23 protein-coding genes are annotated in these 26,442 nt (G+C 51.6%); 10 read left to right on the top strand and 13 right to left on the bottom strand.

From position 1 onward, the window contains the following. The 7 genes from CF137_RS18360 to CF137_RS18330 all read right to left on the bottom strand — a co-directional run. The coding region (locus CF137_RS18360; RefSeq protein WP_139720881.1) for a response regulator at positions 1-472 on the bottom strand (472 nt) is incomplete at its 3' end. Then, complete coding sequence (locus CF137_RS18355) at positions 469-1,329, bottom strand: CheR family methyltransferase (RefSeq protein ID WP_240038570.1); 861 nt, start codon at positions 1,327-1,329, stop codon at positions 469-471. The genes CF137_RS18360 and CF137_RS18355, both read right to left, overlap by 4 nt. Continuing rightward, on the bottom strand, positions 1,329-1,862 hold the full coding sequence (locus tag CF137_RS18350) for a chemotaxis protein CheW (protein ID WP_139720877.1): 534 nt from the start codon (positions 1,860-1,862) through the stop codon (positions 1,329-1,331). Before CF137_RS18350 ends, CF137_RS18355 begins: the two co-directional genes overlap by 1 nt. A 10-nt stretch (positions 1,863-1,872) precedes the next feature. Beyond that, positions 1,873-3,555: a methyl-accepting chemotaxis protein gene (locus tag CF137_RS18345; protein WP_139720875.1), complete on the bottom strand. Its 1,683-nt coding sequence runs from the start codon at positions 3,553-3,555 to the stop codon at positions 1,873-1,875. 43 nt (positions 3,556-3,598) lie between these two features. After that, the gene (locus tag CF137_RS18340; RefSeq protein ID WP_139720873.1) at positions 3,599-5,761 is read right to left on the bottom strand and encodes a chemotaxis protein CheA; all 2,163 of its coding nucleotides are present in this window, start codon (positions 5,759-5,761) and stop codon (positions 3,599-3,601) included. After that, the gene (locus CF137_RS18335) at positions 5,748-6,068 is read right to left on the bottom strand and encodes an STAS domain-containing protein (RefSeq protein ID WP_101317108.1); all 321 of its coding nucleotides are present in this window, start codon (positions 6,066-6,068) and stop codon (positions 5,748-5,750) included. The genes CF137_RS18340 and CF137_RS18335 overlap by 14 nt, the downstream gene beginning before the upstream one ends. 16 nt (positions 6,069-6,084) lie before the next feature. Further along, complete coding sequence (locus CF137_RS18330) at positions 6,085-6,453, bottom strand: response regulator (RefSeq protein ID WP_139720871.1); 369 nt, start codon at positions 6,451-6,453, stop codon at positions 6,085-6,087. A gap of 235 nt (positions 6,454-6,688) precedes the next feature. Here CF137_RS18330 and rlmKL point away from each other — a divergent pair, with 235 nt between their 5' ends. The 4 genes from rlmKL to rmf all read left to right on the top strand — a co-directional run bounded on the left by rlmKL (position 6,689) and on the right by rmf (position 11,420). Next, positions 6,689-8,866, top strand: coding sequence for a bifunctional 23S rRNA (guanine(2069)-N(7))-methyltransferase RlmK/23S rRNA (guanine(2445)-N(2))-methyltransferase RlmL (gene rlmKL, locus CF137_RS18325; protein WP_139691385.1), 2,178 nt, complete (start codon positions 6,689-6,691; stop codon positions 8,864-8,866). Continuing rightward, complete coding sequence (locus tag CF137_RS18320) at positions 8,866-9,096, top strand: glutaredoxin family protein (protein WP_139720868.1); 231 nt, start codon at positions 8,866-8,868, stop codon at positions 9,094-9,096. Before rlmKL ends, CF137_RS18320 begins: the two co-directional genes overlap by 1 nt. A 75-nt stretch (positions 9,097-9,171) precedes the next feature. Then, entirely contained in the window at positions 9,172-11,082 is a 1,911-nt protein-coding gene (gene uup / locus CF137_RS18315) for an ATP-binding cassette ATPase Uup (protein WP_101317100.1), read from the top strand. Positions 11,083-11,240: 158 nt separating this feature from the next. Then, positions 11,241-11,420, top strand: a complete 180-nt coding sequence (gene rmf / locus CF137_RS18310; RefSeq protein ID WP_172953972.1) for a ribosome modulation factor — start codon at positions 11,241-11,243, stop codon at positions 11,418-11,420. A gap of 84 nt (positions 11,421-11,504) precedes the next feature. On the opposite strand, the gene fabA is transcribed toward rmf, so the two are convergent. Beyond that, the gene (gene fabA / locus CF137_RS18305) at positions 11,505-12,065 is read right to left on the bottom strand and encodes a 3-hydroxyacyl-[acyl-carrier-protein] dehydratase FabA (protein WP_101317098.1); all 561 of its coding nucleotides are present in this window, start codon (positions 12,063-12,065) and stop codon (positions 11,505-11,507) included. Between the two features lie 73 nt (positions 12,066-12,138). Continuing rightward, positions 12,139-14,118 (bottom strand): Lon protease family protein, encoded by a 1,980-nt coding sequence (locus tag CF137_RS18300; RefSeq protein WP_139720866.1) that lies wholly within the window; start codon positions 14,116-14,118, stop codon positions 12,139-12,141. Positions 14,119-14,471: 353 nt separating this feature from the next. On the opposite strand from CF137_RS18300, the gene CF137_RS18295 reads away from it, so the two are divergent. The 6 genes from CF137_RS18295 to CF137_RS18270 all read left to right on the top strand — a co-directional run bounded on the left by CF137_RS18295 (position 14,472) and on the right by CF137_RS18270 (position 20,774). Continuing rightward, positions 14,472-15,341: an IS1595 family transposase gene (locus CF137_RS18295; RefSeq protein WP_162515984.1), complete on the top strand. Its 870-nt coding sequence runs from the start codon at positions 14,472-14,474 to the stop codon at positions 15,339-15,341. A gap of 317 nt (positions 15,342-15,658) precedes the next feature. Next, positions 15,659-18,517: a hypothetical protein gene (locus CF137_RS18290; protein ID WP_139720861.1), complete on the top strand. Its 2,859-nt coding sequence runs from the start codon at positions 15,659-15,661 to the stop codon at positions 18,515-18,517. Between the two features lie 19 nt (positions 18,518-18,536). Further along, complete coding sequence (locus CF137_RS18285) at positions 18,537-18,971, top strand: hypothetical protein (protein WP_139720859.1); 435 nt, start codon at positions 18,537-18,539, stop codon at positions 18,969-18,971. Further along, positions 18,968-20,152, top strand: a complete 1,185-nt coding sequence (locus CF137_RS18280; RefSeq protein WP_139720857.1) for a 5'-methylthioadenosine/S-adenosylhomocysteine nucleosidase family protein — start codon at positions 18,968-18,970, stop codon at positions 20,150-20,152. Before CF137_RS18285 ends, CF137_RS18280 begins: the two co-directional genes overlap by 4 nt. A 137-nt stretch (positions 20,153-20,289) precedes the next feature. Then, positions 20,290-20,505 (top strand): DUF2158 domain-containing protein, encoded by a 216-nt coding sequence (locus CF137_RS18275; RefSeq protein WP_034168403.1) that lies wholly within the window; start codon positions 20,290-20,292, stop codon positions 20,503-20,505. Positions 20,506-20,507: 2 nt separating this feature from the next. Further along, positions 20,508-20,774 (top strand): DUF6953 family protein, encoded by a 267-nt coding sequence (locus tag CF137_RS18270; RefSeq protein ID WP_414731113.1) that lies wholly within the window; start codon positions 20,508-20,510, stop codon positions 20,772-20,774. Positions 20,775-21,020: 246 nt separating this feature from the next. Here the strand turns inward: CF137_RS18270 and CF137_RS18265 are convergent, their stop codons facing one another. The 4 genes from CF137_RS18265 to CF137_RS18250 all read right to left on the bottom strand — a co-directional run bounded on the left by CF137_RS18265 (position 21,021) and on the right by CF137_RS18250 (position 25,938). Beyond that, complete coding sequence (locus CF137_RS18265) at positions 21,021-21,437, bottom strand: helix-turn-helix domain-containing protein (RefSeq protein ID WP_139720855.1); 417 nt, start codon at positions 21,435-21,437, stop codon at positions 21,021-21,023. A 78-nt stretch (positions 21,438-21,515) separates the two neighbouring features. Beyond that, entirely contained in the window at positions 21,516-21,812 is a 297-nt protein-coding gene (locus CF137_RS18260; protein ID WP_139720853.1) for a hypothetical protein, read from the bottom strand. A 776-nt stretch (positions 21,813-22,588) separates the two neighbouring features. Beyond that, positions 22,589-24,217, bottom strand: coding sequence for a UvrD-helicase domain-containing protein (locus tag CF137_RS18255; protein WP_139720851.1), 1,629 nt, complete (start codon positions 24,215-24,217; stop codon positions 22,589-22,591). Beyond that, a complete protein-coding gene (locus CF137_RS18250; protein WP_139720849.1) occupies positions 24,217-25,938 on the bottom strand; it encodes an ATP-dependent nuclease in 1,722 nt (573 codons plus the stop codon). The genes CF137_RS18255 and CF137_RS18250 overlap by 1 nt, the downstream gene beginning before the upstream one ends. Positions 25,939-26,442 lie beyond the last annotated feature (504 nt).

The raw sequence follows: 26,442 nt of genomic DNA, 5'->3' as shown, positions 1-26,442 counted from the left end.
GCATGGCATCGGCGCTGCGTTTGGGGGCGGGCACGAAGCCTGCGGGCTGGTGGGCCGGGAGCAGGTTACGTAATTTGGCATTAGCCGCGCCCCGGATCTCCTGGATCAGCTCATTGGCCGATTGCTGCAGAAAGCTTTTAATGCCGACAGCCGGTTTGGTGATGATGGAGATGGCCCCTGCCGAGAGGGCATCCAGGGTGACGGCGGCCCCCGCTTCGGTCAGGGAGGAGCAGATGATGACCGGGGTCGGGCGTTCGGTCATGATCTTCTTGAGAAAAGTGAGGCCATCCATCCTTGGCATCTCGATGTCGAGAATGATTAAATCTGGCCAGCATTTCTTCATCTGCTGCATCGCAAAAATGGGGTCAAATGCAGCGCCAATCACCTCGATATCGGGAGCTTTGTCCAGCATCTGGGTGAGCACCTCTCGCACCAGGGCCGAGTCGTCCACGATCAATACCCGTATCGTCATACATGATCCTTGGCCACGGCATCCTGGCAGCGATAACGAGAAGGGGCTTCCTGTTCCAACGGCAGATCTTGCTGGCGGATGATCTCCGAGTGGCCAACCAGCAGATAGCCACCGGGCCTGAGCAGATCGCACAACTGTGACAGCACGCGCGCCTTGGTCTCTTCATTGAAATAGATCAGTACGTTTCGCAAAAAGATCACGTCAAAATCCCGCTCAACAAAGTCGCTACAGCTGAGCAGGTTGAGGTTAGAGAAGGAGACTTTTTTGGCCAATTCCGGTCTGACCCGGATCTTGCCTGTGTATTCGTCATGGCCACGTTGAAAATAGCGCAGCCACAAATGGGGGGGGACGTGCCGGGCCCGTTCCGCGGTATAGATGGCGCGCTGGGCAATGGGGATCACCCGGGTGTTGATGTCGGTCCCGTAGATCCGCCAACGTTCGTTAATGCCCAGCTGTTCCGCCAGTACCATGGCGGCAGAGTAAGCCTCTTCGCCGGTGGAGCAGGCGGCAGACCAGATGCGCAGCGGCTGGTGGCGATTGGCCCGCAGCTGCTGCGAATAGTGTTTCAGCCAGCTGAAGTGCTGCGCTTCGCGAAAAAAATAGGTTTCGTTAGTCGAGAGCAGATTGATCGCAATTTGCCGCTCATTGGCCTCCGCGGGCTGATTGATCCGCTCCCAGTAGCTGTAGTAGCTGCTGATGTTAAGTACCCGCAGTCGTTTGGCCAGCCGCGATTGCACCAGCGCGCGCTTGCCAGGCGCAAGGTCGATGCCGGCGGTAGCCAGAATAAAGCGCCGGAACAGATCGAACTCCTTTTGGCTAAGCACCAGCCCTTGTTCCGGTGTGACGAGTGATGCCACTAGCATCCCCCTTGCTCGAGATTGAACAGCTGGCTGGTGGACGCCTCCGCCATGGCGCTGAGTTCGGCAATGGAGAGGGCTTTTTGCATATCGAGCAAAATGGCGAACTGCTGGGCGATGGTGACCACCCCCTGAATGAAATCCCCCCGGATATGGGCGCCAAAGGTCGGGGCGGGCTCTATGGTGTCGGTGGCGATCTCCAGCACTTCACACACGGCATCGAGCAGCATGCCGATCTCCTGCTCTTCACCGCTGCAGTTTGACAGGGAGAGGATCGCCACACAGGTGGTCGGTTTGAGCTCTGTTTGGGCTCGTCCGAAGCGGATAGAGAGGTCGATAACGGGCACCACTGCGCCCCGCAGATTGATGATCCCCCTGACGAAGCGCGGCATCATGGGCACCGGGGTCATCCCCTCGAACTCGATGATTTCACGGATGCAGCTGATATCGACCCCATACAACTCCCCCCCCAGCATGAAGGTCACGCAGTGGAAGTGGGAGGTGGTGGCCTCAGGAGCAAGTTTGGTGCGCATATGCCGGCTCCTAGTAGTTGGTGAACTTGCCATCATCCACTGCTTGTTCCAGATCCTCGTCGGGGTGCAAGTGTGGATGTTGGCTCAGGGCGCTCTTTTTCGGGCTCACGGGTTTGGCCACATAGTGTGAACCGTGGAACGGCTGTGGCTGACGACTGTTGCCTCCCCTCAGGGTGAACTGCTGCATCAGCTCCTGCAGTTGCAGGGCGGTGGAACTCAGCTCTTCCGAAGTGGAGCTCAACTCCTCGGCGGAGGCGGCAGAGGCCTGCATGCCATCGCTGATCTGGGTCACCGCGATATTGATTTGTGAAACGCTGGCCCGCTGCTCGCGAGAGGCGGAGGCGATCTCTTGCACCAGGGTGGCGGTCTGATCGATGCCGGGCAGCATCTCCCGCAGCAGGGTGCCTGCCTGTTCGGCCACGCTGACCGAGCGACTGGCCAGCTCGCCGATCTCTTTGGCGGCATTTTGCGAGCGTTCAGCCAGTTTTCTGACCTCGGCCGCCACGGTGGCAAACCCTTTGCCGTGTTCACCGGCCCGCGCCGCTTCGATGGCGGCATTGATGGCCAGCAGGTCGGTTTTGTTGGCGATGTCGTTGATCACCGTGATGCGGGAGGCGATCTCCTTCATGGCATGCACCATCTCACCGACCGCCTTGCCACTGTCGGTGGCACTGCTGGCGGCCTTGGTGGAGATATTCTCGGTCACTTTGGCGTTGTCGGCGTTCTGGCTGACGGTAGCGGCCATCTCTTCAACCGAGGCGCTGGTCTGCTCCACGCTGGAGGCCAGCTCCGATGCTGTTTGGGAGAGGGAGTTGGCGGTGGCTGCCACCTGTTCGGAGGCCGAACCGATCGCCTCCGACATGGCGCCCACTTCGTTGAGGGTATCGGAGAGGCGATGGGCCATGCTCTTGATGGCAAACAGCAGGCTGGAGGTGTCATCGGCCCGCAGCTTGACCGGGGTCGAGAGATCGCCATTGGCGACCCGGGAGACAACCTGCACGGTATAGGAAGGGTCGCCCCCCAGCTGGCGCAAGATACTGCGAGTTACCAGCAGGGCGAGCAGCAAACAGATGGCAAATGCGGAGCTTGAAATGCCGATCAACAGGCTGAAGTTGCTCTGGTAGATCACCTCGCTCTCAGCAAGTGATTGGCTGGCCAGCTTGTCATTCAGATTAACCAGCTCGGTCAGCAGATCATCCGCCCGATCAAAGGCCGGGCGACCCTGCTCTGCCATGATTTTCGCCGCACTCTGATTATTGAGGTTGTCCCCGACGTCAGTTTGCGCGGTGTGCATGATGGTATCGGCAGAGGTTTTATAGATGGCCAACGCTTGGTCAAAACGGGCCAGCGTATCGATCTCCGGCTGGGTCAGGTCGGTTTTGCGGTAGGCATCCAGCAACTTGTTGAGCTGATTTTCATAGCGCTGCATGTTGTCTGCATTGATCCTTCTGCTCTCTTCGCTTGACTCCAGCACATAGCGATAAAGCGCCCGGTTCATGTAGATTGCTTGCATGTTGGCATTGGCCAGATCCCTGATGGGAACCAGCTGATTGGCATGCATGTTATTGACCAGCTGAGCCATTGCCTTGGTGGAGTGGTAACTGGTGAGGGTCAATATCACCAGCAGCACCATCAGGATGGAGAACGAAAACACCAGTTTTGTTCTGACTTGCAAGTTGTGGAACCAGTCCATGGTTTTGACTCCGTTAATCCGGTTGATAACAGTATGGTGCGCATCAACTCCTGATGCTGAACACCGCATCCGCTTGTTGATGAAGCAAATGTTGCTCTCTGCGCCGGGCCAGCTCGATCAGCTGTGGCACATCGAGAATAAGGGCGGGCTGACCGTTGCCCAGAATAGTGGAGCCGCTGACATAGCGCAGGGATTTGAACAGTTCCCCCAGCGGTTTGATCACCGCCTGTACTTCGCCGATCAGCCGATCCACCACTATGCCCGCCCGGTTGTCGGCATAATCGACCATCACCACGAAAGCGGGCTCGTTGGCCGGGGGGAGGGCAAACAGTTCGCGCAACACGATGAAGGGGACCCACTCGCCGCGAATATTGATCTGGCGTGACGGGGTATCGAGCGCCTCCTGTGGCAGGTCGATGCACTCGATCATCATGTCGAGGGGGATCACCAGTGAGGAGTGATCCACCTCGATGCGAAAACCGTCGATGATGGCAAGGGTTAACGGCAACCTCAGCCGGAAGGTGGTGCCCACCCCCAGAAGACTTTCGATGGTGGCTTCTCCGCGCAGCGACTCCAGATTACGTTTGACCACATCCAGCCCGACCCCGCGACCGGAGAGATCGCTGACATCAACGGCCGTGGAGAAGCCCGGCTGAAACAGAAACTGGAATATTTCCTGTTCCCCCAATACCTTGCCCTCTTGTGTCATGCCGAGCGACAGCGCCTTGGCCTGGATCTTCTCCCGATCGATGCCGCGACCATCGTCGCTCACTTCAACCACCACGGCGCCTGCGTCGTGGTAGGCATTGAGGGTGATCACGCCAGATTCAGGTTTACCCGCCTGCAGGCGCTGTTGTTCATTCTCGATACCATGGTCGACGGCGTTGCGTACCAGATGCATCAGGGGATCGGTTAACTTCTCGACCATGGATTTGTCGATATCGGTATCGGCGTTGTTGATGTGCAGGCTGATGTTTTTACCGGTCTGTTGGGACAGTTCATGCACCAGACGGGGAAAGCGGTTGAAGATCTCGTTGATAGGCACCATCCGCAGCGTGAGGGCATCATCACGGATCCCCTCGACCAGGGTGTTGACGGTGGCGACCGACTCGACCAGCTCGGCATCCCCCCGCATTTTTGCCTGCAAGGTGGTGGCCGAGGTGGCGATCACCAGCTCGCCCACCCGGTTGATCAGCCGATCCAGTTTGGCGGCTTCAATGCGGATGTAGTGCCCTTCACCCCGCAGCGGCGCGGCTTTGAGCGGAAGGGGCAGTGGATTGTCGGCTTCACTCTGCGGTGTGACGGGGGCAGGCTGATCACGCTGATCAAATGAGGCCGCGGGTGCATCGTCGTATGCCCCGCCTTCAATGGCATCGGCCTCTGTCTGGGTCAGCACATTGGCCGCTTCCCAGCGAGCCAGCTGCGCCGCCAGCGGTTCATTGCGCCACTGGGCCAGCCGTGCGCCCTGTTTGGCAAATTCGGCCAGATCCTGATGAGGGGTGAGCAGGCAGATAATGCTGGCGTGAGCGACAAAATCGAAGGTGCTGCGAATGCGCTCGGGGGATTGCGCGCTGCGTAGCGTGATCTCGTAGCCTAAAAAACACTCTGTTGGGTCAAGCAGTTGCAGCGGTGGCCACTCATGCCAGACCGGCTCGATATAGACGATATCCCCCAGATTGGCGAGATAGCGGATAAACGCCAGCAGATCGAAACCATCCTGATAGAGGGCCGGATAGAAGCGCAGCGACAGGTGCCACCCTCGCATATCTTGCTCGGCGGCAACGAGCTGGACGGGCAGTGAGACCGGTGGATTGGGCAAGCTCTGATGACCCTGCAGTTGGGAGAGCAGCGCCAGGATCTGCTGGGTTTCGGTTTGCGGCAACTCGGGGTTGTGCTCGGCCCCTTGCAGCAGATCGCGCAGCTGATCGTTACAGGCCAGCAGCAGATTGATCAGATGCTCATCAAGCTGCAGCTCGCCGCTGCGCAGCCGCGTCAGCATGTTCTCCATGGCATGGGCAAAGCGAACCAGCATGGTGAGCCCCAGCATGCTGGCCGATCCCTTGATGGTATGGGCGGTGCGAAACATCAGATTGTAGGTATCCGGGTTCGCGGGGTAGGTCTCTCTGTCCAGCAGGGCGTGCTCCAGATTGTCGCACTGCTCATAGGCCTCTTCAAAAAAGAGGGCGCGCGCTTTATTGATGTCCATCTTGGGCCCTCACCAAGGTCAGCATGGGCAACAAGCCGAGCTGACTCAATGCCTGTTGTGCCACGCTCTCTTCACCTGTGCAGATCCGCAGACTCTTGTTCTGCTGGTTGGCTTCTTGCTGCAAGAGCGCCAGTAGCTGGGCGCCACAACCATCCAGCGCCTCCAGCTGGCTGACATCCAGCACGGCGATGGCAAAGTTGAGCAGGCTGAAGAGATCGTCTTGCAGTTCGCCGAGGGTCATGATGGTGAGCTCCCCGGTGAGCGTGGCGGTCGGGGGCGCATGCAGAATATCAAGCTCGAAACTCATCTCCGTTGCTCCCGTTTCATGGTTGCATCACCTTGTAGACATCATCGATCAGCTTGAGTGGTTCAAACGGCTTGGTCAGCCAGATGCGTGCCCCGGCGTCAAACCCCTCCTGCCGGATCTCTGCCGAGTTCTCGGTAGTCAGCATGATGAACGGCAGATAGCGGGTCGCTGGCTGTTTTTTGACTTGCCGGAGCAGGGTCATGCCATCCATGCCTGGCATGTTGAGATCCGAAATAATCAGGTGTACGCGCTGGCGTTCAAGCTGGCCAAGGGCCGCATTGCCATCATCAGCCTCAATCACCGCAAAGCCCGCGCTTTGCAATGTCATGGTGATGGTGGCTCTGATGCTGGCAGAATCGTCCACAACGAGGATGGTTTTAGTCATGTGCATGCTCATTCATACGCCAAAAGGGTATCCGGATGACAGTTCACTAACCCCCTAATTGTTGTCCAATAACTTGATGTGTGTAGATTTTTTAAAAATGAAGTCACAGGATGGCAAACCCAGGGAGGGGAGGAGGGGAGCGGGTATTTCATTCGGTGGGCGGGAGGGTTCAATTCCGCGGCTGTCGTCGTTTCTACCCTAGTTTTGCATGCTCAGCGCGGCCATATAGGATATAATGCGGCACTATTTTTATGGGTTCCCCGTGAGCGTGATGAAAGAATTTTTTGCAACCTGCCCCAAGGGGCTGGAAAACCTGTTGGCCGATGAGCTGACCACCCTGGGCGCAGAGCAGGTCCGTGAGACCGTGGCTGGCGTTCACTTCAAAGGCGAACTGGCGATTGGCTACAAGGCCTGCCTGTGGAGCCGTTTTGCCTCCCGCATCGTGCTGGTGCTGTCCGAATTCCAGATGAACGACGATCTGGATCTCTATCTGGGCGCTCACACCATCCCTTGGGAAGAGCATTTCCCCGGCACATCCACCATTGCAGTGGACTTTACCGGCACCAACCCCGCCATTCGCAATACCCAATATGGCGCGCTGAAGATCAAGGATGCCATCGTTGACCGCTTTACCAAGCGTGGCCATGTGCGTCCGGACGTTGACAAAAAATCGCCGGATATTCGCATCATGGCGCACCTGGGCAAAGGCAAGGCCAATATCACGCTGGACTTGTCAGGCCCGGCGCTGCACCAGCGTTTCTATCGTCAGGGCACCGGCGAAGCTCCGCTCAAAGAGAACCTGGCCTGCGCCATGATAGCCCGTAGCGGCTGGGCCGGTGAGCCGATGATGGATCCCATGTGCGGTTCCGGTACTTTGCTGATTGAAGCGGCCTTTATCGCCGCCGACATGGCGCCGGCCCTGCGCCGTGAGCGCTTCGGTTTTGATCGCTGGCTGCAGCACGATAGCGAGCTGTGGCAGAGTCTGATGATGGAAGCGCAAGTGCGCGCCAAACGTGGCATGCAGCGTTGCGAGACCAAGTTGTTTGGTTGTGATACCGACGCCCGGGTGTTGATGAAAGCCCGTGACAACGCCAAGGCGGCCGGTGTGGCGCACTTGATTACCTTCAAGCAGGCTGAAGTCAGTGCGCTGGATAACCCCTTGCCGATGGCGAGCGTCGAAGGGGAGGCTCGTCAGGTCGGTATGCTGATCTCCAACCCGCCTTATGGCGAGCGTCTGGGCGAGTTCCCGGCGCTGCTGGAAGTGCATCAGGCCCTCGGCGATGCCCTGCGTCGCAGTTTCCAGGGCTGGCGTGTCTCTATCCTGTCGGCTTCACCGGAGCTCTTGAGCTGCCTGCGCCTGCGTGCCGACAAGCAATATCGCCTGTTCAACGGCGCCCTTGAGTGTCAGCTGCGTAACTATCAGATCGCCCTCGACTCTGTCGCCTCGCAAAAAGAGGTTGCTCAGGACTTTGCCAACCGCCTGCGCAAGAATCTGAAGACCCTCGAGAAGTGGGCTGCTAAGGAAGGTATCGACTGCTACCGCCTCTATGATGCCGACCTGCCGGAATACAACGCCGCCATCGACCGCTATCAGGATTATCTGGTGGTGCAAGAGTATGCTGCGCCCAAGGATATCCCCGCCCAGAAGACCCGTCAGCGTCTGCTCGACATGGTTCAGGCCGCCATCAAGGTGACCGGTATGGACGGCGAAAAGGTGATCCTGAAAGTGCGCGAGCGTCAGGAAGGCAAACAGCAGTATCAGAAGCTCTCCGAAGAGCAACACCGGATGGAAGTGCAGGAGTACGGCGCCCGTCTGTGGGTCAACCTCTACGACTATCTGGATACCGGCCTGTTCCTCGACCACCGTCAGACTCGCCGTATGCTGGGTCAGATGGCCAAGGGCAAGCGCTTCCTGAACCTGTTCGCCTATACCGGCAGTGCCACTGTGCATGCGGGGCTTGGCGGGGCCAGCGAGACCACCACCATCGACATGTCCCACACCTACCTGAACTGGGCGCAAGACAACATGCGTCTCAACTCGCTGGTGGGCCGTCAGCACAAGTTTGTGCAGGCTGACTGCCTGAAGTGGTTGTCGGAAGCCGATGAGCAGTACGACCTCATCTTCATCGATCCGCCGACTTTCTCCAACTCCAAGCGGATGGACGAGAGCTTCGACGTACAGCGCGATCACCTGCTGTTGATGCAGCACCTGAAGCGCCTGCTGGCGGCGGATGGCACCCTGGTGTTCTCCAACAACAAGCGCCACTTCAAGATGGATCTGGCTGGCCTCGAAGCCGCAGGTCTCAAGGCCCAGAACATTACCCAGAAGACCCGGCCGAAGGACTTCGAGCGTAACCAGCATATCCATAACTGCTGGATCATCACCCATGCACCGGCGCAAGCTGAGTCGTAATGCTGACTCTGTTTCACACCGACGGTTGTCACCTGTGTGAACAGGCCTGGGCGCTGGTGGAGCAGGCAGACCTTGCCGCCACCACCCGCCAGAGCGACATCATGGATGATGAGCAGTGGCTTGCGGCCTATCGGGTGCGCATTCCGGTACTGCGTGACGAGGCGGGCCGCGAACTCGGCTGGCCTTTTACGCTGGTGGAGTTGATGGCCTGGGCTGCGCATCGGGGTTGATGTTGAATTGACGATAAAACGGGGGCAGACCTTCAGTCTGCTGCCCGTTTTTTTCATATGAAATAAGGAATAAACATGGCTCTTTTAACATTGCACGGCGCATGTCTGTCGTTCAGTGATTTCCCGCTGCTCGACAATGCCGAGCTCAGCATTGAGCGCGGCGAGCGTCTCTGTCTGGTTGGCCGCAACGGGGCAGGTAAATCCACACTGATGAAAGTGATCGCCGGCGAATTGCCACTCGATGACGGTCGCATGGTGCAGCAGCAAGATCTCAAAGTGACCCGCCTTGAGCAGGATCCGCCCGCATCGAGCGAGCTGACCGTATTTGACTACACCGCCGAAGGGTTGGCTGGTGTCGGTGAACTGCTCAAGCAGTACCACCATATCTCCATGGAGCTGGCGCACGACCCCAGCGATGCCAACATCCGCATCATGAGCGAGCTGCAAGAGCAGCTCGATTATCAGAACGGTTGGCAGTTCGAGACCCGGATCAGCCAGGTGCTGACCCTGCTCAATCTCGATCCCGACGCGACCCTGGACAGCCTCTCCGGTGGCTGGCTGCGCAAAGTGGCGCTGGCCCGTGCACTGGCCTGTGATCCCGACTTGTTGTTACTCGATGAGCCGACCAACCACCTGGACATTGAAGCCATCAACTGGCTGGAAGAGTTCCTGAAAGATTTTCGTGGCGCCATCGTCTTCATCTCCCACGACCGGGAATTTATCCACAAGCTGGCGACCCGGATCATCGATCTGGATCGCGGCGAAATCACCTCCTGGCCTGGCAATTACGATCAGTACCTGCTGGGCAAAGAGGAGTGGCTGCGGGTCGAGGAGCTGAAAAACGCCGAGTTCGATCGCAAGCTGGCGCAAGAAGAGGTGTGGGTGCGTCAGGGCATCAAGGCGCGCCGTACCCGTAACGAAGGTCGGGTGCGCGCCCTTGAGGCGATGCGAATGGAGCGTTCCCAGCGTCGTGAGCTGCAGGGCAAGGCCAAACTGCAGATGGACGATGTGAATCGTTCCGGCAAGCTGGTGTTTGAAACCGAAGGTCTGGGGCTGGACTTTGGCGCTCGCACCCTGTTCCAGGGGCTGGATCTGCAAGTGCTGCGCGGCGACAAGATCGCGCTGGTTGGCCCGAACGGTTGTGGTAAGTCTACCCTGATCAAATTGCTGTTGGGTCAGCTTGAGCCAAGCCGTGGCTTGGTCAAGGGCGGTACCAAACTGGATGTGGCTTATTTTGACCAGTATCGTGATCAGCTCGATCCTGAGCAGACGGTGATGGAGAACGTGGGGGAGGGCAAGCAGGAGGTGATGGTGCGTGGTCGCTCCCGTCATATCCTCGGCTACCTGCAGGACTTCCTGTTCGAGCCCAAGCGTGCCCGTACTCCGGTCAAGGCGCTCTCTGGCGGCGAGAAGAACCGTCTGCTGCTGGCCAAGCTGTTCCTCAAGCCCAGCAACCTGCTGATCCTCGATGAACCAACCAACGACCTGGATGTAGAAACCCTGGAGCTGCTGGAAGAGCTGCTCGCCGACTACCCCGGCACCTTGCTGCTGGTCAGTCACGATCGTCGCTTTATCGACAATACCGTGACCGGTTGCTGGCTGTTTGAAGGGGATGGCCGCATCAGCGATTACGTCGGTGGTTATGCCGATATGATGGCCACCCGCGAGCTGCAGAGCTCACAACAGCAGCTCAAGAGCACCCAGAGCAAGGCTGCTGAGTCCGTGGTAGCGGTTAGCGAAGCGCCGAAGAAGAGCAAGAAGCTCTCTTACAAACTGCAGCTTGAACTCGACGGTTTACCTGCTCGTCTCGAACAGTTGGAAGGGGAGCTGGAGGCGCTGCAAAGCGAGATCAACCAGCCCAGCTTCTTCTCCTTGCCCAGCGATCAAACCCAGCAAAAACTGGATGCCTGTAGTGCAGCTGAAGCCGCACTGGAACAGGCTTTTGCCCGCTGGGAAGAGCTGGAAGGACTCAAAAATCAGGATTAAGTTCCCTGTCACTAAAACTTAATCCAGTTCAGTGTCTTGTGTCACATAGCCCTGTCAGGGTGAATGTTTTTGTTTGACCGGACCTGTTCGCTGGGGTAAAGATAAAGGCGACCGATGAACAATTGGTCGCTTTTTTTGTTCCACGAAGAGGGTCGTAGATGATGAAGAGACAGAAACGGGACCGTCTGGATAGAGCTCGTGCTCGTGGTTATCAGGCTGGCGTTGTCGGCAAACAGAAAGAAGCGTGTCCGTATCAATGTCTGGATGCCCGTGGGCATTGGCTTGGTGGTTGGCGTGATGCCATGGAAGGGCGGGGCTCTGGCCTCTTCATGAAGTAATCGATACTTCATCACATATTACAAAAGGAAAGGGGCCATCGAGGCCCCTTTGCGTTATTGCGGTTTTACCACTGAGGATAGCGATCAGAATGCGGTGGTATCTTTAAACAGGCCAACTTTCAGGTCAGTTGCGCTGTATATCGGGCGGCCATCCACTTCGACGACGCCATCAGCGATACCCATCACCAATTTGCGGTTGATGACGCGCTTGAAGGTGATCTTGTAGGTCACTTTCTTGGCGGTCGGCAGGATTTGACCGGTGAACTTCACTTCACCCACCCCCAGAGCACGGCCCTTGCCAGGACCGCCTTTCCAGCCCAGGAAGAAGCCGACCAGCTGCCACATGGCATCCAGACCAAGGCAACCAGGCATCACGGGATCACCCGGGAAGTGGCAATCGAAGAACCAGAGATCAGGTGTAATGTCGAGTTCAGCCAGGATCTCGCCCTTGCCATGCTCGCCGCCGTTGTCATTGATCTTGACGATGCGATCCATCATCAACATGTTGGGAGCCGGTAACTGGCTATTGCCCTCACCAAACAGCTCACCACGGCTACAAGCCAGCAGCTCTTCACGGGTAAAAGAGAACTTGCCCTGTTCGCACAGAGAAAGGGGAGCTGCCATGGTGGTATTGTCTACGGTCACGCTGAATTTCCTTCAAATGAGTAAAGCTGCGCCAATTTAGCTTACAGCTGTTCGCTAAACAACTCCGATCTCTTTATGAGCGACCAAACAGACGGCCCAACAGGGCGCTCAAGAGGCCGCCTTTTCGGCCGCTGCCATTCAATTCATCCAGCCGATCCTGGATCCGGCCAAACAGCGTATCTGGCATATCCGGCTCGCCAGCCACACAGCCGGTGAGCAATTCGATCGCCTCTTCCACGTGGTAAACCGGGTGGATATGGAACTGGCCTGCCGCCACAGCTGCAATCACCTCGTCAGAGAGGTTTAGCTGCTGAGCGTTGGTGCCGGGCAAAATAATCCCTTGTTTCCCCGTTATGCCGTGGATCTGGCATACCCGGAAGAAGCCCTCAATTTTTTCATTGACGCCACCAACGGCCTCGACATTACCAAACTGATCGATAGCACCGGTCACGGCGAACTGTTGATAAATCGGCTGGCGGGCGAGGGCAGAGAGCAGGGCGCATAGGCCGGTCAGTGATGCACTGTCGCCATCAATTTCATGATACGACTGCTCGAATACCAGATTGGCAGAGAGCGGGGTAGGGGTTTCAGCCCCAAACATATTGGAGAGATAACCTTGAATGATCATCATCGCCTTGGCATGAATGTGGCCTGCGAGTTCCGCTTTTCGCTCGATGTCGATCACATCGCCATCACCCAGATGCACGGTTGCGGTGAGACGTACCGGCTCACCGAAATCATAGGGGTGGCCAGAGACTTGAATGACAGAAAGGCCGTTGATCTGGCCAATCTCTTCACCGTCGGTCTGCAGCAAGATTTGGCCGTCAATGACCCCCTGATCTGACTGTTCAACCAGATAGTTGAGACGGTAATCCTGCTCTTCCAAGGCACCCCGAATGTGGTCATCGGTGACGACATCGGACTCCAGTTCGCGGGCCAGACTATCCGACATCCGCATGATGGCGGCCAGTTGTACTTCGGAGAGTGACAACCACTCCTGATGATCGCACAGTCTGCTGGCATGACGGCAGAGAGCGGCGAGGGCGGCAGGAGTAAAGTCCAGCAGGTTCCAGCGCAGGCGTAACCCAGCCAGATATTGCAAAAATTCCTGCAAATCTTCCTCGATATTGACCTCGGAAACCAGGTCGGCGCGCAGGAAGATACGCTCTGACATATCGCGATCCAGCATCTGGAACTCTGCTACCTCAAGGCGATCACCCACCAGGATCAGCTTGAGCTTGATCGGCGTCGCTTCAGGGGTAAAGAAAGGGGTCAGGGTTTTCCCTTCCTGATAAGCGTTCCAGTCCAGCTCGCCTTTTTGCATGGCATTCTTCAGCTTGAACCAGAGGTGGGGCTGATCAAGCAGCTCATCCAGTTGCAAAATGAGATAGCCGCCATTGGCTTCGCGCAGCAAGCCGGGCTCCAGCAGGTGCTGGTTGGCATACACAGAGCCTTGCTCGGTCTGGTAATTGATGGAGCCAAACAGGGTATCCCAGTTCAGGTCTCGCCCATAAACCACCGGTGCTTCTTGCTGCTCGTGATGGATCAGCAGATTAATCAGCACCGGGTGTTGAAATTCCAGCCCCTGGGCTACGTGAGCGGCCAGATCAGACAGAAAATCATCGATCTTCGGATCATTGTTTTGCTTGCGCATGATGCGGGTGACCAGACGCTCCGCATCAAGATGGAGGCTCATCAGCTTAAGCAGCTCGCCAACCATTTCGCAGAACTCGATACCGGTGCCGGGTTGCAGGCGCAGCCAGATAGGCTTGAAGGGATTGTTCAGATTCTCGGTGTAGCAGAGATCAAACAAATCGGCATCTTTGCCATTGGAGTCGGCAATAAGGGTCTGACAGACGCCGTCATAGTCTGCACCCGGGAAACCGTTGAGCAGCATTACCGGACAGTCACCATCAAAACTGGCCAAGCGTTTGACCGCGGAGATGGCTCTGGGTTGCAATGCGGCAAAGGGGATAGGTTCAAGCTCACTGAGCATAGAGAACTGTTCAATCGCAAAAGCGGGTTTTAATTGTTCTGATGTTAATTCAGCCACTTAAGACATCCGGTCGAAGATAGGATCAATTGTTGCCATTATACACAGTTCAATTAGTGGTAACAGGAAACAAGATATCACATTTAACTAATATCTATTAGATACCCACTACATGTTACGACTGAAATAATAAAGGCTTTTTTTATAGAGTCTTACATAAAGTTTCCATTGAAATTAAACTATTTTAGTTCATGTATTAGCTGGCTTTACCTTTCTTTTAACAAAAAGGTAACATGGCACTACATGGATCAGATTGGTGGGTAGTACTGTATGTGTGTATGTGGCGCTGTTCCAGAGCCGTATTGGTGGCAAGAGTTATACTTATTTCAGGCTATTTGAGTAAGGAGCTTGCCATGGACAACCATGTATTTTCCTCACTTCTACGGTCTTTTTACCAACTTAACCCCATACAACTGGAACGAGCTCAGGAACACCTTCAGCACCATCTGCAACGTGATCTACTTCATCAGGCGTTGGCCGAACACGGTGGAACGCCCGCTGTATGTCCCTGCTGCGATTCATCCCATGTTATTCATTGGGGACGCTCTCGAGGTCAGCAGCGTTACCGCTGCAAGGCATGTGGCAAGACATTCAATCAGTTGGATGGCTCCGCACTGGCCGGGCTTCATCATAAGCACAAATGGGCAGCTTATGCAGACTGCCTCAGCAGAGGCCAGTCACTGCGCGCTGCCGCGAGGGAATGTGGTATCAACTTGAAAACCGCGTTTCGTTGGCGACATCGTTTTCTGCGCTACGCCATGACGACCCGGGCGAACCGATTGGCGGGGATAGTGGAGGCCGACGAAATATTTGTCCCCGAGTCATTCAAAGGGCGTCGCCATTTGGCGCGGCCTGCACGACACCATGGTGGGACAGGGCATGGTCATGTGCCCTTGGTACCGGTATTAATCGCGCTGGACCGATATGGACGGGAGAGTGATGCGGTTCTGCTGGATAAGAGTCTTTCCCAAATCGAACCGACGCTAAAACCGTTGTTAGCCCCCAGCTCGGTCCTCTGCACCGATGGCAACCAGAGCTACAGTTCGGTGGCCGAAAAAGTCCCCGGCATCATTCATAAGCGCTTGATTGCTGAGGACAAGCATCGTGTAGAGGATGAGGTATTTCACATCCAGACGTTGAACAACTACGTGAGCCGGTGGCGTGGGTGGATGCAAAAGTTTCATGGTGTAGGAACAGAATACCTGGAGAACTATCTGGCCTGATTCCGCGTAGTCAGATAGGGGGCAAACGAAACCCTTTTGTGGTCGTTTGTTGGTGTCAACCGACTCACCAACACGTAACGGGAACATCGCCGTGTATGTGCGCTTCTGGTGCTGGTGATGAAGCGTGTAGTGATGTAGCTTGCATAATTTTGATTATGTTAAAACTTCATGGTTCCAATGAGAGACGTTTGTCGGTAAAGTCTAAAGATGTTTCTTCTTTCAGCAATCAAGTATCTAGAAAACTAAGGAACTTGGTTCCATGTTGTAAAATATTTTTTTAATTATCTAAAACTAGACGCAGCTATCAGGAATTCATAATGCGCAGGGATGAGAGATTTAAAAAGTTCGATATTCGAACAAGAAATCAAATCAGGTCTATATTGAGTGGTGATGGCGAAAATGTGATTGGTCGCTTGAGGAAATTGAGTGCTAAGTTCACTAGCTCTCAATTGGAATACCTTAATGAAATATTGAATAGCTCCGTTTTAACAAGAGCTGTAAAAGCACAAATTCCATTTCCGAAAAATCCGCCGTTTTATGATACATTTCAAAAGCATCATAATTCAGACTTGCATGATATATTAACTATTATAGAAAACTATTCTATCAAATATATTGAAAGGCTTAGGAGAATAGTCCTTTCATTACAAAGAATTGACGAAAAATATACAGCTAATAATTTTGATTCTTGTATAGATGAAATTCTCCTTACATTAAAGGTTGATGGTTGGAGTCACGCACTTTTAAGGCGTATTATTCTTATTCGTGAGAATAATACACAGAATAATGTTGGCGAACGTATTGAGGAACTTGTGCAGCGAGCCGGTATTAAAGGGGTGGTAGTTTCATCATTGATCCACTCATATGCACGAGATCAGAATATTCTGATGAGTAAGAGAGCAGTTTTAAACATTTCTGATCGAGGGGCAATCAATCGCTATACCCGTACGTTAGCAAAACTGAGTGTTCAACCGTATGCATCCTCATCCCAAGATTTAGGAGAATATCTTGGAGAGGTATTAAAGTGTTCATTAATTGACGCAATTATTTTAGCAAAATTCAATTGCCATTATTTTTCTACGAAAAACTTTCCTACCATTGTGGAAACTTTCGGCCTCCTTGAGCGGGCTGATTTATTTGAACCCCTAGTTAGGACCTATGATTCCACTTCTAGTGAGGGTGAGTATACCTTCTTCAAACAATCCAGTGTATGGTTGGAATATGCACCTATTAGGATGTATCGAGTACTAATTGATTATTACTATGATTCGTCACGTGAACAGACCGCCATCTTACCTGGTGAACTTGGAAAAATATTATATGGATGGGTTGGTAATCCAGCCTTACATGATCTTGTAAGCGGTTCACAGTTTACTAATCATAACTACTCTGCTTTAGCGAAGTTGGAGATATCAGGGAATGTAACTAGATCAGCGCTATTTAACTTTTGGCTGACTGAATCTCAAGGGGAAATTGGTTTTGAAAAGGAGGATCTATTCACCCTAATGGGGGTGACACGTGACTTAGCTCGAACCATTCCTATCAGAGCAGTACGAACTGCGGCAAAGCTAACACAGGACAAGTTAGTCAGGTTAATTCTTTTATTGTTATTAGCAAAACGCAGCAAAAATGAATATGATAGTTTTCTTTTGAGAAAATTACTCGAAGATATAACCACCAAGAATCATGGTGGTTCACTAGTCGAACTTGTAAGATTCTATGAAAAATCGCATCCATATATTGCTGAATATATATATGACATTGCAACTGAAGATTTCTTGGCCAAACTAACTACTCTAGCTCCACATCTTGCAGACATCCCTGAGATTCGTGCATCATTACATGAATGGATGGCAAGCTTTACAAAAGATGAGTATTTTCTTCAACGCGCTCGAGCTGTTAGGATTGATCACCAAATAAACCGAGTTAGAAATGAAATTGATGATCATAGAATTTATGTAGATCCAATGAGATTCACCTCATGGATTGAAGATGAAATGATGATTGAGTTAAATGGCGCATTAACTTCAACGGGCGCTGGAAAAAAAGGCGTCTCTGTCGCTTGTGATGAAGCCGTTATTTCGATGGTTATAATGCAGAGTTATAATGCATTTTGCTCAAATGTAGTTTTTGGTATTGCATCGTATATTGGTCGCCGTATCCGCCACGGTACTTTCCATGGGCATATGTATTCACATGTAATTAACCATGTAGAGCAATGTGAAAGATTTAAACCGTTGTTTGCTAATCACCAATTTGTATCTAAATGGAGTGCTTGGAAGGAAATTTACAACAATGCAGTTGAGGAGATAATTGCGGATCGCCTTCATGTTTTTTCTAAATCTAAACAGCTAGGACTTTTAACCCCTGAAATATATAACCCTTACAAACAAGAAGTATTGTCTGCTGCCGTACTGAATATTAGTAAAATTTTCTCCGAAACAACTTCTACGGCTGATATATTTCCAATAATAATTGATTATTGCTGGCGATTAGCAGAATTGGACTTAGTCGCTGTAATTCATTACTTAAAATCACAGCAGACACCATTAAAAAATGAGAAGTTTATAGTTGAGGAGTTGATACCGGTTGCATCTGTAGTGAATGCTCGGCTTGCAGATGCATTTAGGCGAGAATTGGAATTATCTATCGATAGAAAACTATCAACTATGCTTGGATGGTTCAAACGTCCCTCAATAGTAGCACCTAAGGCATCGGTTGCATTGCTATTTGCTGCAACAGTTGCTGAAGTTAAGGATACAATTCCAGATTTTGACCCTCAGGATGCTGACACTAGTAAGGAAGATATTGAGCTGGTAGGTAATTTTTACCATCTTATTTACGATGCTCTTGCAATCGTAGTTGGTAATGCAGCTAAATATGCAGATCGTAGTCGTCCACTAAAAAGAAATTTTGAAATCATTCACGGGAAAGACAAACGCTTAGTTATTGACATCCGCTCTTCAATTAAACCAACAGATGATCCATTATTCGTTTCAGAACAAATAGAAAAATATAAGAGAGCTGGGTTCGAGAATGCTAATTTATATGACAAAAAGAGCGGTATATCAAAGCTTTTGCTCTTGGCTAGTAATCGGCAAGACTTTGAGCTAGAACAGTATGAAGTGGTAGGCGATGAAGTGAGAGTGAGGCTCCATTATGTTCTTGAACATTGAAAAACTAAAGTGTCTTATCGTGGAAGATGACCAATTCAAGATGGAGGGTATTCGATCTTACCTTGTAGAAATTTTTAATGACAGAATTGAGATATTTGAATGTCAAGCTTTAGCATCAGCAACCGAGTTATTGGCATTGCATCAATTCAACTTAGCAATAATCGACATGTCAATACATAGCCATGAGCCGGAGGCGGGGGCGGGATCCCCATTTCCTTTATCATCTGGAGGTCTTGATGTGTTGTTTGAAGTTGATTACACTCAAAACAATGCACATTGTATCATTTTAACCCAATATCCTGACATTGAGATTGAAAGTCTTCCAATCCCTGTTGATTTAGCCAAACAGGAAATAGCTGATAAATTTAATATAAAAGTGGCCGGTTGTGTGAGATATTTGGAAAATGATAGTCAATGGAAAGAAAATATTAAATTAATCTTGGGGGTGTTATGAATATTTTGGTTCTTGAAGACGATGATGAAAAATTTTCGTTAGTTAGTGAATATACAATTGAAATTATACCTGAGGCAGATATTCTGCGCGTAAAGAACTGGCTAGATTATTCTAATATAGTTGCTAGTGTGAAGTTTGATTTAATTCTTCTTGATCTTCTTGTTCCTAGGTCAAACCGAGATAGTACTATAGAGGACTACTCCGAATCGCTGGTTGAAACTACACGTAACTACAACAGTAAATCCTTCAAAACTCCCGCAATCGTATTGACACAACATAGTCTCGATGAAGGAGACTTTGTTCATGATTTGAACTTGGTCGACATTAATGTGATTGCATTTAACGATCATGGTAAGTGGCGTGAGGCTCTTAAAATAAAGTTAATGGCTGCTCAACCAACGAAAAAATTCGATGTAGTTATTTTGTGTGCATTGGAAAAAGAGGCATTGGCATTTGAGGGACTTACTGATTATTGGGGACCCGTGAAGACTATCTCAGGCTTAGTTTGTCGAGAAATCTTGATTGGAGAGTATAAGGCTGTCATTGTTCGCACGAATCGCATGGGGCTTGTGGCGGCAGCTGTTACAGCTTCATTTGCCTTAGACCGATTCGAACCACGTCTGATTTGTATGGGAGGTATCTGTGGTGGTGTTGCAGGAGAATCCGATATTTATGATTTGTTAGTGACACAGAGTTGCCATCAGCATGATGCGGGAAAGTGGAGCTCTACAGGCTTTAAATCGGAACACTATGATGTGCAGCTGGAAATTGATGTGCACAATAAACTGTTTGAAATTGCCTCGAGTTCTGACATGAAGAAGATTCATTTGCAATTGGATCCGGCTAGATCCGAAGTGCCTAATGGTAAAGAACGAATAAGTTGCAAGATCGTACCTGATGCAATCACCAGCAGTGGAAGTGCAGTGATTGCGGAGGAAGGAAAAACTTCCACGCTAGTAGTAGGACAGCGAAAACTGGCTGGCTTTGATATGGAGATCTATTCAGTCTACGAGGCGGCAAGGCATGCTAGAAACCGTACTGCTTTTTTTGCCGCTAAAGCAGTTGTCGATGATGGCGGGGTAAATAAAGGTGACTCATTCCATCGAATCGGTTGCTTACTATCGGCCAAATTTATAATAGCTGCTATCCGTGAAGGTATTGCAGACGTGTGGAAGCAATAAATATGGGATGAAAATAAAGGCGCCATCCTTGAAAGTAAAGTTTCATGAAGGGATTCAAAAGGAATCTTATTGCTATTAATTTTTCAATGCATAGCCCCCAAGTAGATTGGAGGCATCAACCCAGGTAAGGGCAAGCTATGACTCAAAAACGCCAACCACTTTATGAAATTGGTGATATTGTGAAACTATCTGCTGGCGGCCCAGATATGGCTATCGAATCACTCGTTTTCCACCATAGTCGCACTGATGAATTTATGGGTACCTACTACGCTCAGTGGTTCGCTGGAAAGAAGATTGACAAAAGTAAATTTCCTGAAGAATCCCTTACGCTGGTACGAAAGAAGGGGGCTTAGGAGTGACACCAACTGATGTGTCTCAATGGATGGTGAAAATGCTCGAACGTGACGGGTGTTTATACCAAGACGATGTTGTGGACTATCTGGTTAAACATGACTGTGAACTGCTCTTACGCGAAAATGCTGATGGAAATCAGGTCTTAGCAAAACCAGTTTTGGATACTTTTTTGATCAAAACACATGACAGTGTAGTGTGGGTGAAACCAGATTTCTACTGGAGATGGAGAGTTGCAGAAGATGAGCCTGGTAGAAATGCCAGAGGTTAGATAAGCGTAGCTATTAGGGATATTTGAGGAAAAAACCAAGAACAGGATGAAACTATATTTTCATCTAAAGGGGGATGATCGATACCCATCGCTTCGATGCAAGGATGATACCTTACACTCGAATGGGAACCAAAGCCGCCATTATTGGCGGTTTTTGTTATATGTGGGATGACACTGAGTTTCATCCCACAATAAGCCCGCCTGATGCTTATGCAGAAAAAGTTGGATTAACAACTCTACTGGCAATCAAAAGAACAGTGCCGGTGAAACTCCAAAGCGCTTGCTTAGCGCCTCGATATGTTGGCGGGTCAGTTTTCTGCCCTCGGCGGCATTGAGTAGTTTGCTAACATTGGACTTGGATCCCAGCTCAGGCAGGTCAGCCACCCGCAGTCGGTGCTGGCTCATCAATGTCTTCAAGACAACAATACTAGGCTCCATACCAGCCACTGTCTTGTTGAAATCGGCGAACTCATCGGCCGCGTCTTCCCAGCGTTCAATACTGGTTGCAAGTAATTCAACCAATTGCTTATTGGTGTCATAGTCATCAACCAGCGAGTCCATCAACGCAAGAGCTCGCTCATAAGCATCTTGATTATTGATCTTGGTGATGTAGGGCATTTTGGCCAATGCTTCTCTAATTTGAACCAGCGCAAGACTTAACATGATGATGACTCCTTGTTTTTCAGGTGCTTCTCTGTCAGATGGTCGTATTCGGCATCAATTTGGTCAATAAACTCATGTTTACCCAACAAGTGACTTCATCAGTTTTGCTGAGCTCACAGTATAAAAAATCCCAATAAACCAGAAGTTTATGAGTATAATGCCACAAATAAAAACCTTTACATCAAACAAGTTATTCGCTATGTAGTCAAAAGTACCTGTTGGCAAAGCGTTCATAAGGGTTGTGATTGCGAGTGTTTGTGATGAACAAAATGCTAGCAATAAAAATTTAAACGATGGTCTTAGCTTTTTTCTCCAGTTTTCAACCTGAGCCTTCAGTAGTGCAACAAAAAGAACAATAGGGAATATTGCATTCATCACTATTCTATCCTCCGTCGTTGATATGTTTTTCAAGCTCGATTGGGAGCGTTGCGAGAGACTAAAGCGCTTTCTGTTGCAGACATAATTATTCACCGGAATGACCATAGCAATCATAAGCATGTAGCCAACTTCACCCCGGCACTCGATTGAGAAACCTTCGCTGCAACGAAAGCCATCTGGCTGTATTTGCTAAGAAGCCGTGCGGCGAGTTCTCAAGGTTTGCGTGCCGATCCTGATCTGGTATATCTGCTCTATCGATGGAGGCATTTCAGTGGCTCTCTTGTCGAGTCCCACTGAACTCAATCAAAACCAATGAAGACTTTGTGAGCATGGTTCGAAGCATGATGAGCACTGGTAGAAGGCACACCTCTGGCGATCGTGTCTCTAAAGTGTGCGCAAAATGTTCAGGCTCTAGAGGATTTCATTGGCCTGGACGTAGTGATTGCCAGAGGCAATGCCATTGATCCAGACTATTTCCCTGAGCATGAGTTATCGCTAAAGACTCTACGCAGTCACTTAAATGCGTGGAAGCAGGAAAAAAAGGCACATGATGTACATTTAGCCGGCAATAAACCACGCTCCCAATTGATAGCTGCTGATTGTGGCCAACAGCGGCCAATTTGAATCACGCATGAATATTTTTTCTACAAGATGTCGCTGATGCCCTGAATGGAGATCAAATGTCAGGCCATCACCGCTCTCCAATCGTTTCGACAGGTCGAAAAGCGGCCAACGGTAACTTCAAGCCGATGACTTAGCAAGCAGGTATAGACTTACCAAGTGAGTGGTATCGCGTTTGCTCCATTTCTGCCAATGAATTGAGATGGTGTGCCATTCTTGACCTCTCCCTGCGTGTTAAAGCGAAGATTCGATGTCATCAATACGCAAGCTTTGATCGCACGAGTGATCCCTACGTAATGCAGATTTAGGCATTGAATTTCATCCTGGAAAATAACTTGACCATATGTACCCGGCGGATACAGACGTGTCGGGATCACATGATCGTAAAGATCAGCATGAAATACCAAGTCGAATTCCAATCCTTTGGCTTTATGCAGCGTCATGATCTGAATGGCGGCATCATCGGCTCGTTGAAACCATCGGAGTTTGTTGGCATCCCCACAAATGACAGCAAGCTCCATTCCACCATCCGCAGATGGTTGATGTCCCAGCAGGCATGTGGCAGCATCCAGTACGGTCTGAACCAGGTGGTATTCAAGACAAGACCTACAACTCAGTATTGCTCTACGAACTGCACGCCGTTCGCGGGTGGAGAGCCTAGGCAAATTCGCTCGATCAATCAACGCCTCGGCAGTCATCTGAACGTCGTAACGCAGCCGCAACAAGTCCGAGAAAAGGCTTGCCTCCGCAGCCGGCGTAACCTTGAAAGGGCTATCCTCGATGAGGCGGTGCGTGAGCTCCAGATTGTCAGCAATCAAGCGCGCTGAGTGCTGATGCCGACACAAAATTGCGACCTTGTCCGCAGAAGCAACTTGGTAATGCTGCATGAGATGGGGAATAGCAGTTCTCAACCAACTCCCAATCGATCTTTGATCACCTATAACTGTCTTGATTAACACCCGATTATCGTCTGTCAGAGCGATAGGATGGTTCGCATCAAGCAATCGAAGTGCGAAATTGTTGATTGATGGGTGGCTGCGAAAGTTCGTGGTAATGGCAAAAGGGGCAAAGCCACTGCCGTGTGCCGTTAACTCAAGCAGGTAACGAGGGTCCTTGTGCGCGAACCCATAGATCGACTGATCGCTATCGCCCACAGCAACAGCTATTAACCCCAGAGCCTTGAGCCTCAAAAACAATTGATGCTGGAAATGTCCGCTGTCCTGATATTCGTCGATGTACACCGCGCGATACCGCGCGGTTAGATATTTCTGACAAGCCGGAGACTGTTCGATTATGTAGCGGGCCAGCATGCCCACAGCTTCAAGCGGAACGACCCCCTGCACCAATGCTTCATGTAGGAAAGGCAGAAAATCGGCTGTGTTGGCAACGGTCGCGTCTAGGACCGGAATTGCCGGCAGCATTCGCGTTACCACTTCAGGCAGTTCCCGGAGCTTAGCCGTCTTTACATTAGTGGCGACATCCATCAACTGCCGCGCGAACGGAAAGACGATCTCGCGCAGACAAAAGTCATCGATCGTTCCAAAAAATGAGCTTTTCACATCAAAAGCGTCGGCTTTGCAACGGTGCTCCAGCTCATCGCTTGCTTTATTCGTGAATGAGATGGCGATGATACCTTGATAGGGACGTAGCTCGGATACGAGGCAGCGAATCTTGCGGGAAAGGACACTGGTTTTACCACTGCCAGGACGTGCCACGACAACCATGTCGCCCATATACTCAATTGCCTGCTCTTGTTCCGGGCTAGGTTTGAAGATGGTCATCACCAAGCCTGCCCTGCAGCGTTGAGGCAGTACATCAGCGGCTTCAACAAATCCCCTTGCACTGGTGCGATGAGCTGATCTTCGCAGTGTTCAAGGAATTCCTGCATGCGGATAGCCTTCTTGCCCTGCAGGTAATCAATAGCTTGAGCCAGGGTATTGCCTTTAAAGCCTGCCAATAGTGCAGGTAGCTCAATAGCGATGTCATTCTCTAGATCGATTTTTGAGAGATAGATACCAAAAGGAGCGACAGCAGCACTCACCGCTTGCCAGTTGCCATCGGCTAAGCAGGCCGCATGGTCATATGGCACTGCCCGGTGACCCTGAGAAGGCATCCCCGCTAACGAAAGAGCACGGTTTATACCAGCCACATGGCGATGTACCACCTGCTTTCCCTGAGGACCTAGCGAGATATTGGAGATGTCATTGTCGGTTCGCATGGCCCATGGGATTTCCAGGGCGTCCAACACACGTTTGTAAACTTGAAATGCCACTCCATCCACGGACAAAAGCGATATGTTGCAGTAATCGAGATCGATCTGATGAGCTCGTGCCAGCGCGGAATAAAACAGCATTTCGGAGGGGCCTTCGACCAGCATGACCGCCGAGGCAAAAAGTGCCTCCGCCGGAAGGATACTGATTCGGTAGCCGAGCCCCTTCCAAGCATCGTCAACGCAGGCAGAGCAGCCCTTACTGGCAGCTCGGGATGCGCCTTTGTCTCGTAGCAGCCGGACAATAGAGTCGGGCCGATAGCTTGCCGCGATCTGTGGAGAGTGCGAGGTGACTATGGTCTGACCGGGCAGGGAACTGATGAGATAGCTCGCCAGTTTACGCTGCTGATGAGGATGCAGATGCGCTTCAGGTTCTTCAACGCAATAGATCACTACCTCGCTATTCTGATCGTGCTCAAGCACGCTTTTGGCTTTCCACAAGGCGAGCAAAATCTGGTTATTACGACCGTCGCCACCTAGCATCACCCTCGAACCGTTGGTGCTTGCCCCCAGCTCCAACTGCTCGATGAATTGTTCGATACCGATCGCCCCGGTATCTAGAGACACGTTATACCCAGCATGATGGTGGGAGAGCGCCCTCAATTCAGCGTTGAGGTCTTTCGTCGCCTCAGCTACGTAGTTCAGGCTCTTGACCCCATCGTTTACAGACTTCAGTAGCTCATTGAGTGCCTGCAATTGTTGAGTGTCGGCCTCTGTCTCTGGCTGGTTGCGGGCGGCCTGAGCGAGGCGCAGCAAATGCCGTTTCTCCGAGCGGATGTATCGCACAAGGTCACGCTGAGAATGGATGTACTTCAGATGCAGGTATTTCAGATAGAAACGGCTGGAAATAACCTCCAGCGCATCGACATCATGGCCGGCAGCGATCTCATAGCGGTAATCCGGGCTGTAGCCTCGAAACTCAAGGAAAAAACACCCATTAGCACCGACATGCCCTTTAAGCTGAGAGAGCACGGCATCCTGAGTCACCTCGGAGAAGGCAATTCGGATTGAAAACGAGTCAGCCTGCGTGCCGTCTTGAGCGCAATGAAAGTCATGCGTCGACGGTTCGATATCGGCGTCTGACAAGCTCTTGTCCAGCAGAAGCCGCAACGCATGGATCATGTTCGTTTTGCCGACGTCATTGCTCCCAATCACCAAGCTGTTTTTGGCCAGATTGATGCGAGCGTCAGCAAAGTTTCGGTACCGCTTCAGTTCAACGTAATCGATTTTCATAAGTGCCGGAAAGCCTCCTGCTACCATTGTTATGGGCTGTCGGCGATGAAATCCGGTTATTTGGACAGCCACAATCTGGGACATGTAGTTCGCGGAGTCATGCTAGCCTGCGAAGTATCAAAGAGCCAGCAGCGCATAACCGAAAAGTCACTCTCCATTTTGACCAGCTCCGCTCCTGCAGTCGATCTGGTGGGGGTTTATCGGATCCGCAGTGGGTTGCCCTCCTGGCCTGCACTGCGGCTTCAAGGCTGGCGAGGTGCCCCAAGGCAGGTTTGAACTCTGTGCACTAAAGCACCGCGTCGACTGCGGTCACACGACCCGCATACCCTGCGCGAAGCGGAGCGAGGACGATCGCAAGCTGGTCGCGACACTCTCGGGTGCAAGAAGCCCCAGCAGCCAAGCGTGGATTACGGGCTGTAAGTGGGATGTTCGCGAACCTAGTCATCGTGGCACCGGTAAGTCTCTCTGACGCCCTCGATTTCATCCCTTCGATGGGCGCGGTCA

This window comes from Aeromonas sobria, from assembly GCF_006243315.1.
Lineage (GTDB): Bacteria > Pseudomonadota > Gammaproteobacteria > Enterobacterales > Aeromonadaceae > Aeromonas > Aeromonas sobria_A.
This window is presented reverse-complemented; position numbering and strand designations above follow the sequence as displayed.

What these genes read in the sequence shown, in the direction of transcription:
- CF137_RS18350 (WP_139720877.1), bottom strand. Translation starts at nt 1,862, where the DNA reads ATGCGCACCAAACTTGCTCCTGAGGCCACCACCTCCCACTTCCACTGC.
- CF137_RS18345 (WP_139720875.1), bottom strand. Translation starts at nt 3,555, where the DNA reads ATGGACTGGTTCCACAACTTGCAAGTCAGAACAAAACTGGTGTTTTCG.
- CF137_RS18340 (WP_139720873.1), bottom strand. Translation starts at nt 5,761, where the DNA reads ATGGACATCAATAAAGCGCGCGCCCTCTTTTTTGAAGAGGCCTATGAG.
- CF137_RS18335 (WP_101317108.1), bottom strand. Translation starts at nt 6,068, where the DNA reads ATGAGTTTCGAGCTTGATATTCTGCATGCGCCCCCGACCGCCACGCTC.
- CF137_RS18330 (WP_139720871.1), bottom strand. Translation starts at nt 6,453, where the DNA reads ATGACTAAAACCATCCTCGTTGTGGACGATTCTGCCAGCATCAGAGCC.
- rlmKL (WP_139691385.1), top strand. Translation starts at nt 6,689, where the DNA reads ATGCGGCACTATTTTTATGGGTTCCCCGTGAGCGTGATGAAAGAATTT.
- CF137_RS18320 (WP_139720868.1), top strand. Translation starts at nt 8,866, where the DNA reads ATGCTGACTCTGTTTCACACCGACGGTTGTCACCTGTGTGAACAGGCC.
- uup (WP_101317100.1), top strand. Translation starts at nt 9,172, where the DNA reads ATGGCTCTTTTAACATTGCACGGCGCATGTCTGTCGTTCAGTGATTTC.
- rmf (WP_172953972.1), top strand. Translation starts at nt 11,241, where the DNA reads ATGATGAAGAGACAGAAACGGGACCGTCTGGATAGAGCTCGTGCTCGT.
- CF137_RS18295 (WP_162515984.1), top strand. Translation starts at nt 14,472, where the DNA reads ATGGACAACCATGTATTTTCCTCACTTCTACGGTCTTTTTACCAACTT.
- CF137_RS18290 (WP_139720861.1), top strand. Translation starts at nt 15,659, where the DNA reads ATGCGCAGGGATGAGAGATTTAAAAAGTTCGATATTCGAACAAGAAAT.
- CF137_RS18280 (WP_139720857.1), top strand. Translation starts at nt 18,968, where the DNA reads ATGAATATTTTGGTTCTTGAAGACGATGATGAAAAATTTTCGTTAGTT.
- CF137_RS18275 (WP_034168403.1), top strand. Translation starts at nt 20,290, where the DNA reads ATGACTCAAAAACGCCAACCACTTTATGAAATTGGTGATATTGTGAAA.
- CF137_RS18265 (WP_139720855.1), bottom strand. Translation starts at nt 21,437, where the DNA reads ATGTTAAGTCTTGCGCTGGTTCAAATTAGAGAAGCATTGGCCAAAATG.
- CF137_RS18260 (WP_139720853.1), bottom strand. Translation starts at nt 21,812, where the DNA reads ATGAATGCAATATTCCCTATTGTTCTTTTTGTTGCACTACTGAAGGCT.
- CF137_RS18255 (WP_139720851.1), bottom strand. Translation starts at nt 24,217, where the DNA reads ATGACCATCTTCAAACCTAGCCCGGAACAAGAGCAGGCAATTGAGTAT.
- CF137_RS18250 (WP_139720849.1), bottom strand. Translation starts at nt 25,938, where the DNA reads ATGAAAATCGATTACGTTGAACTGAAGCGGTACCGAAACTTTGCTGAC.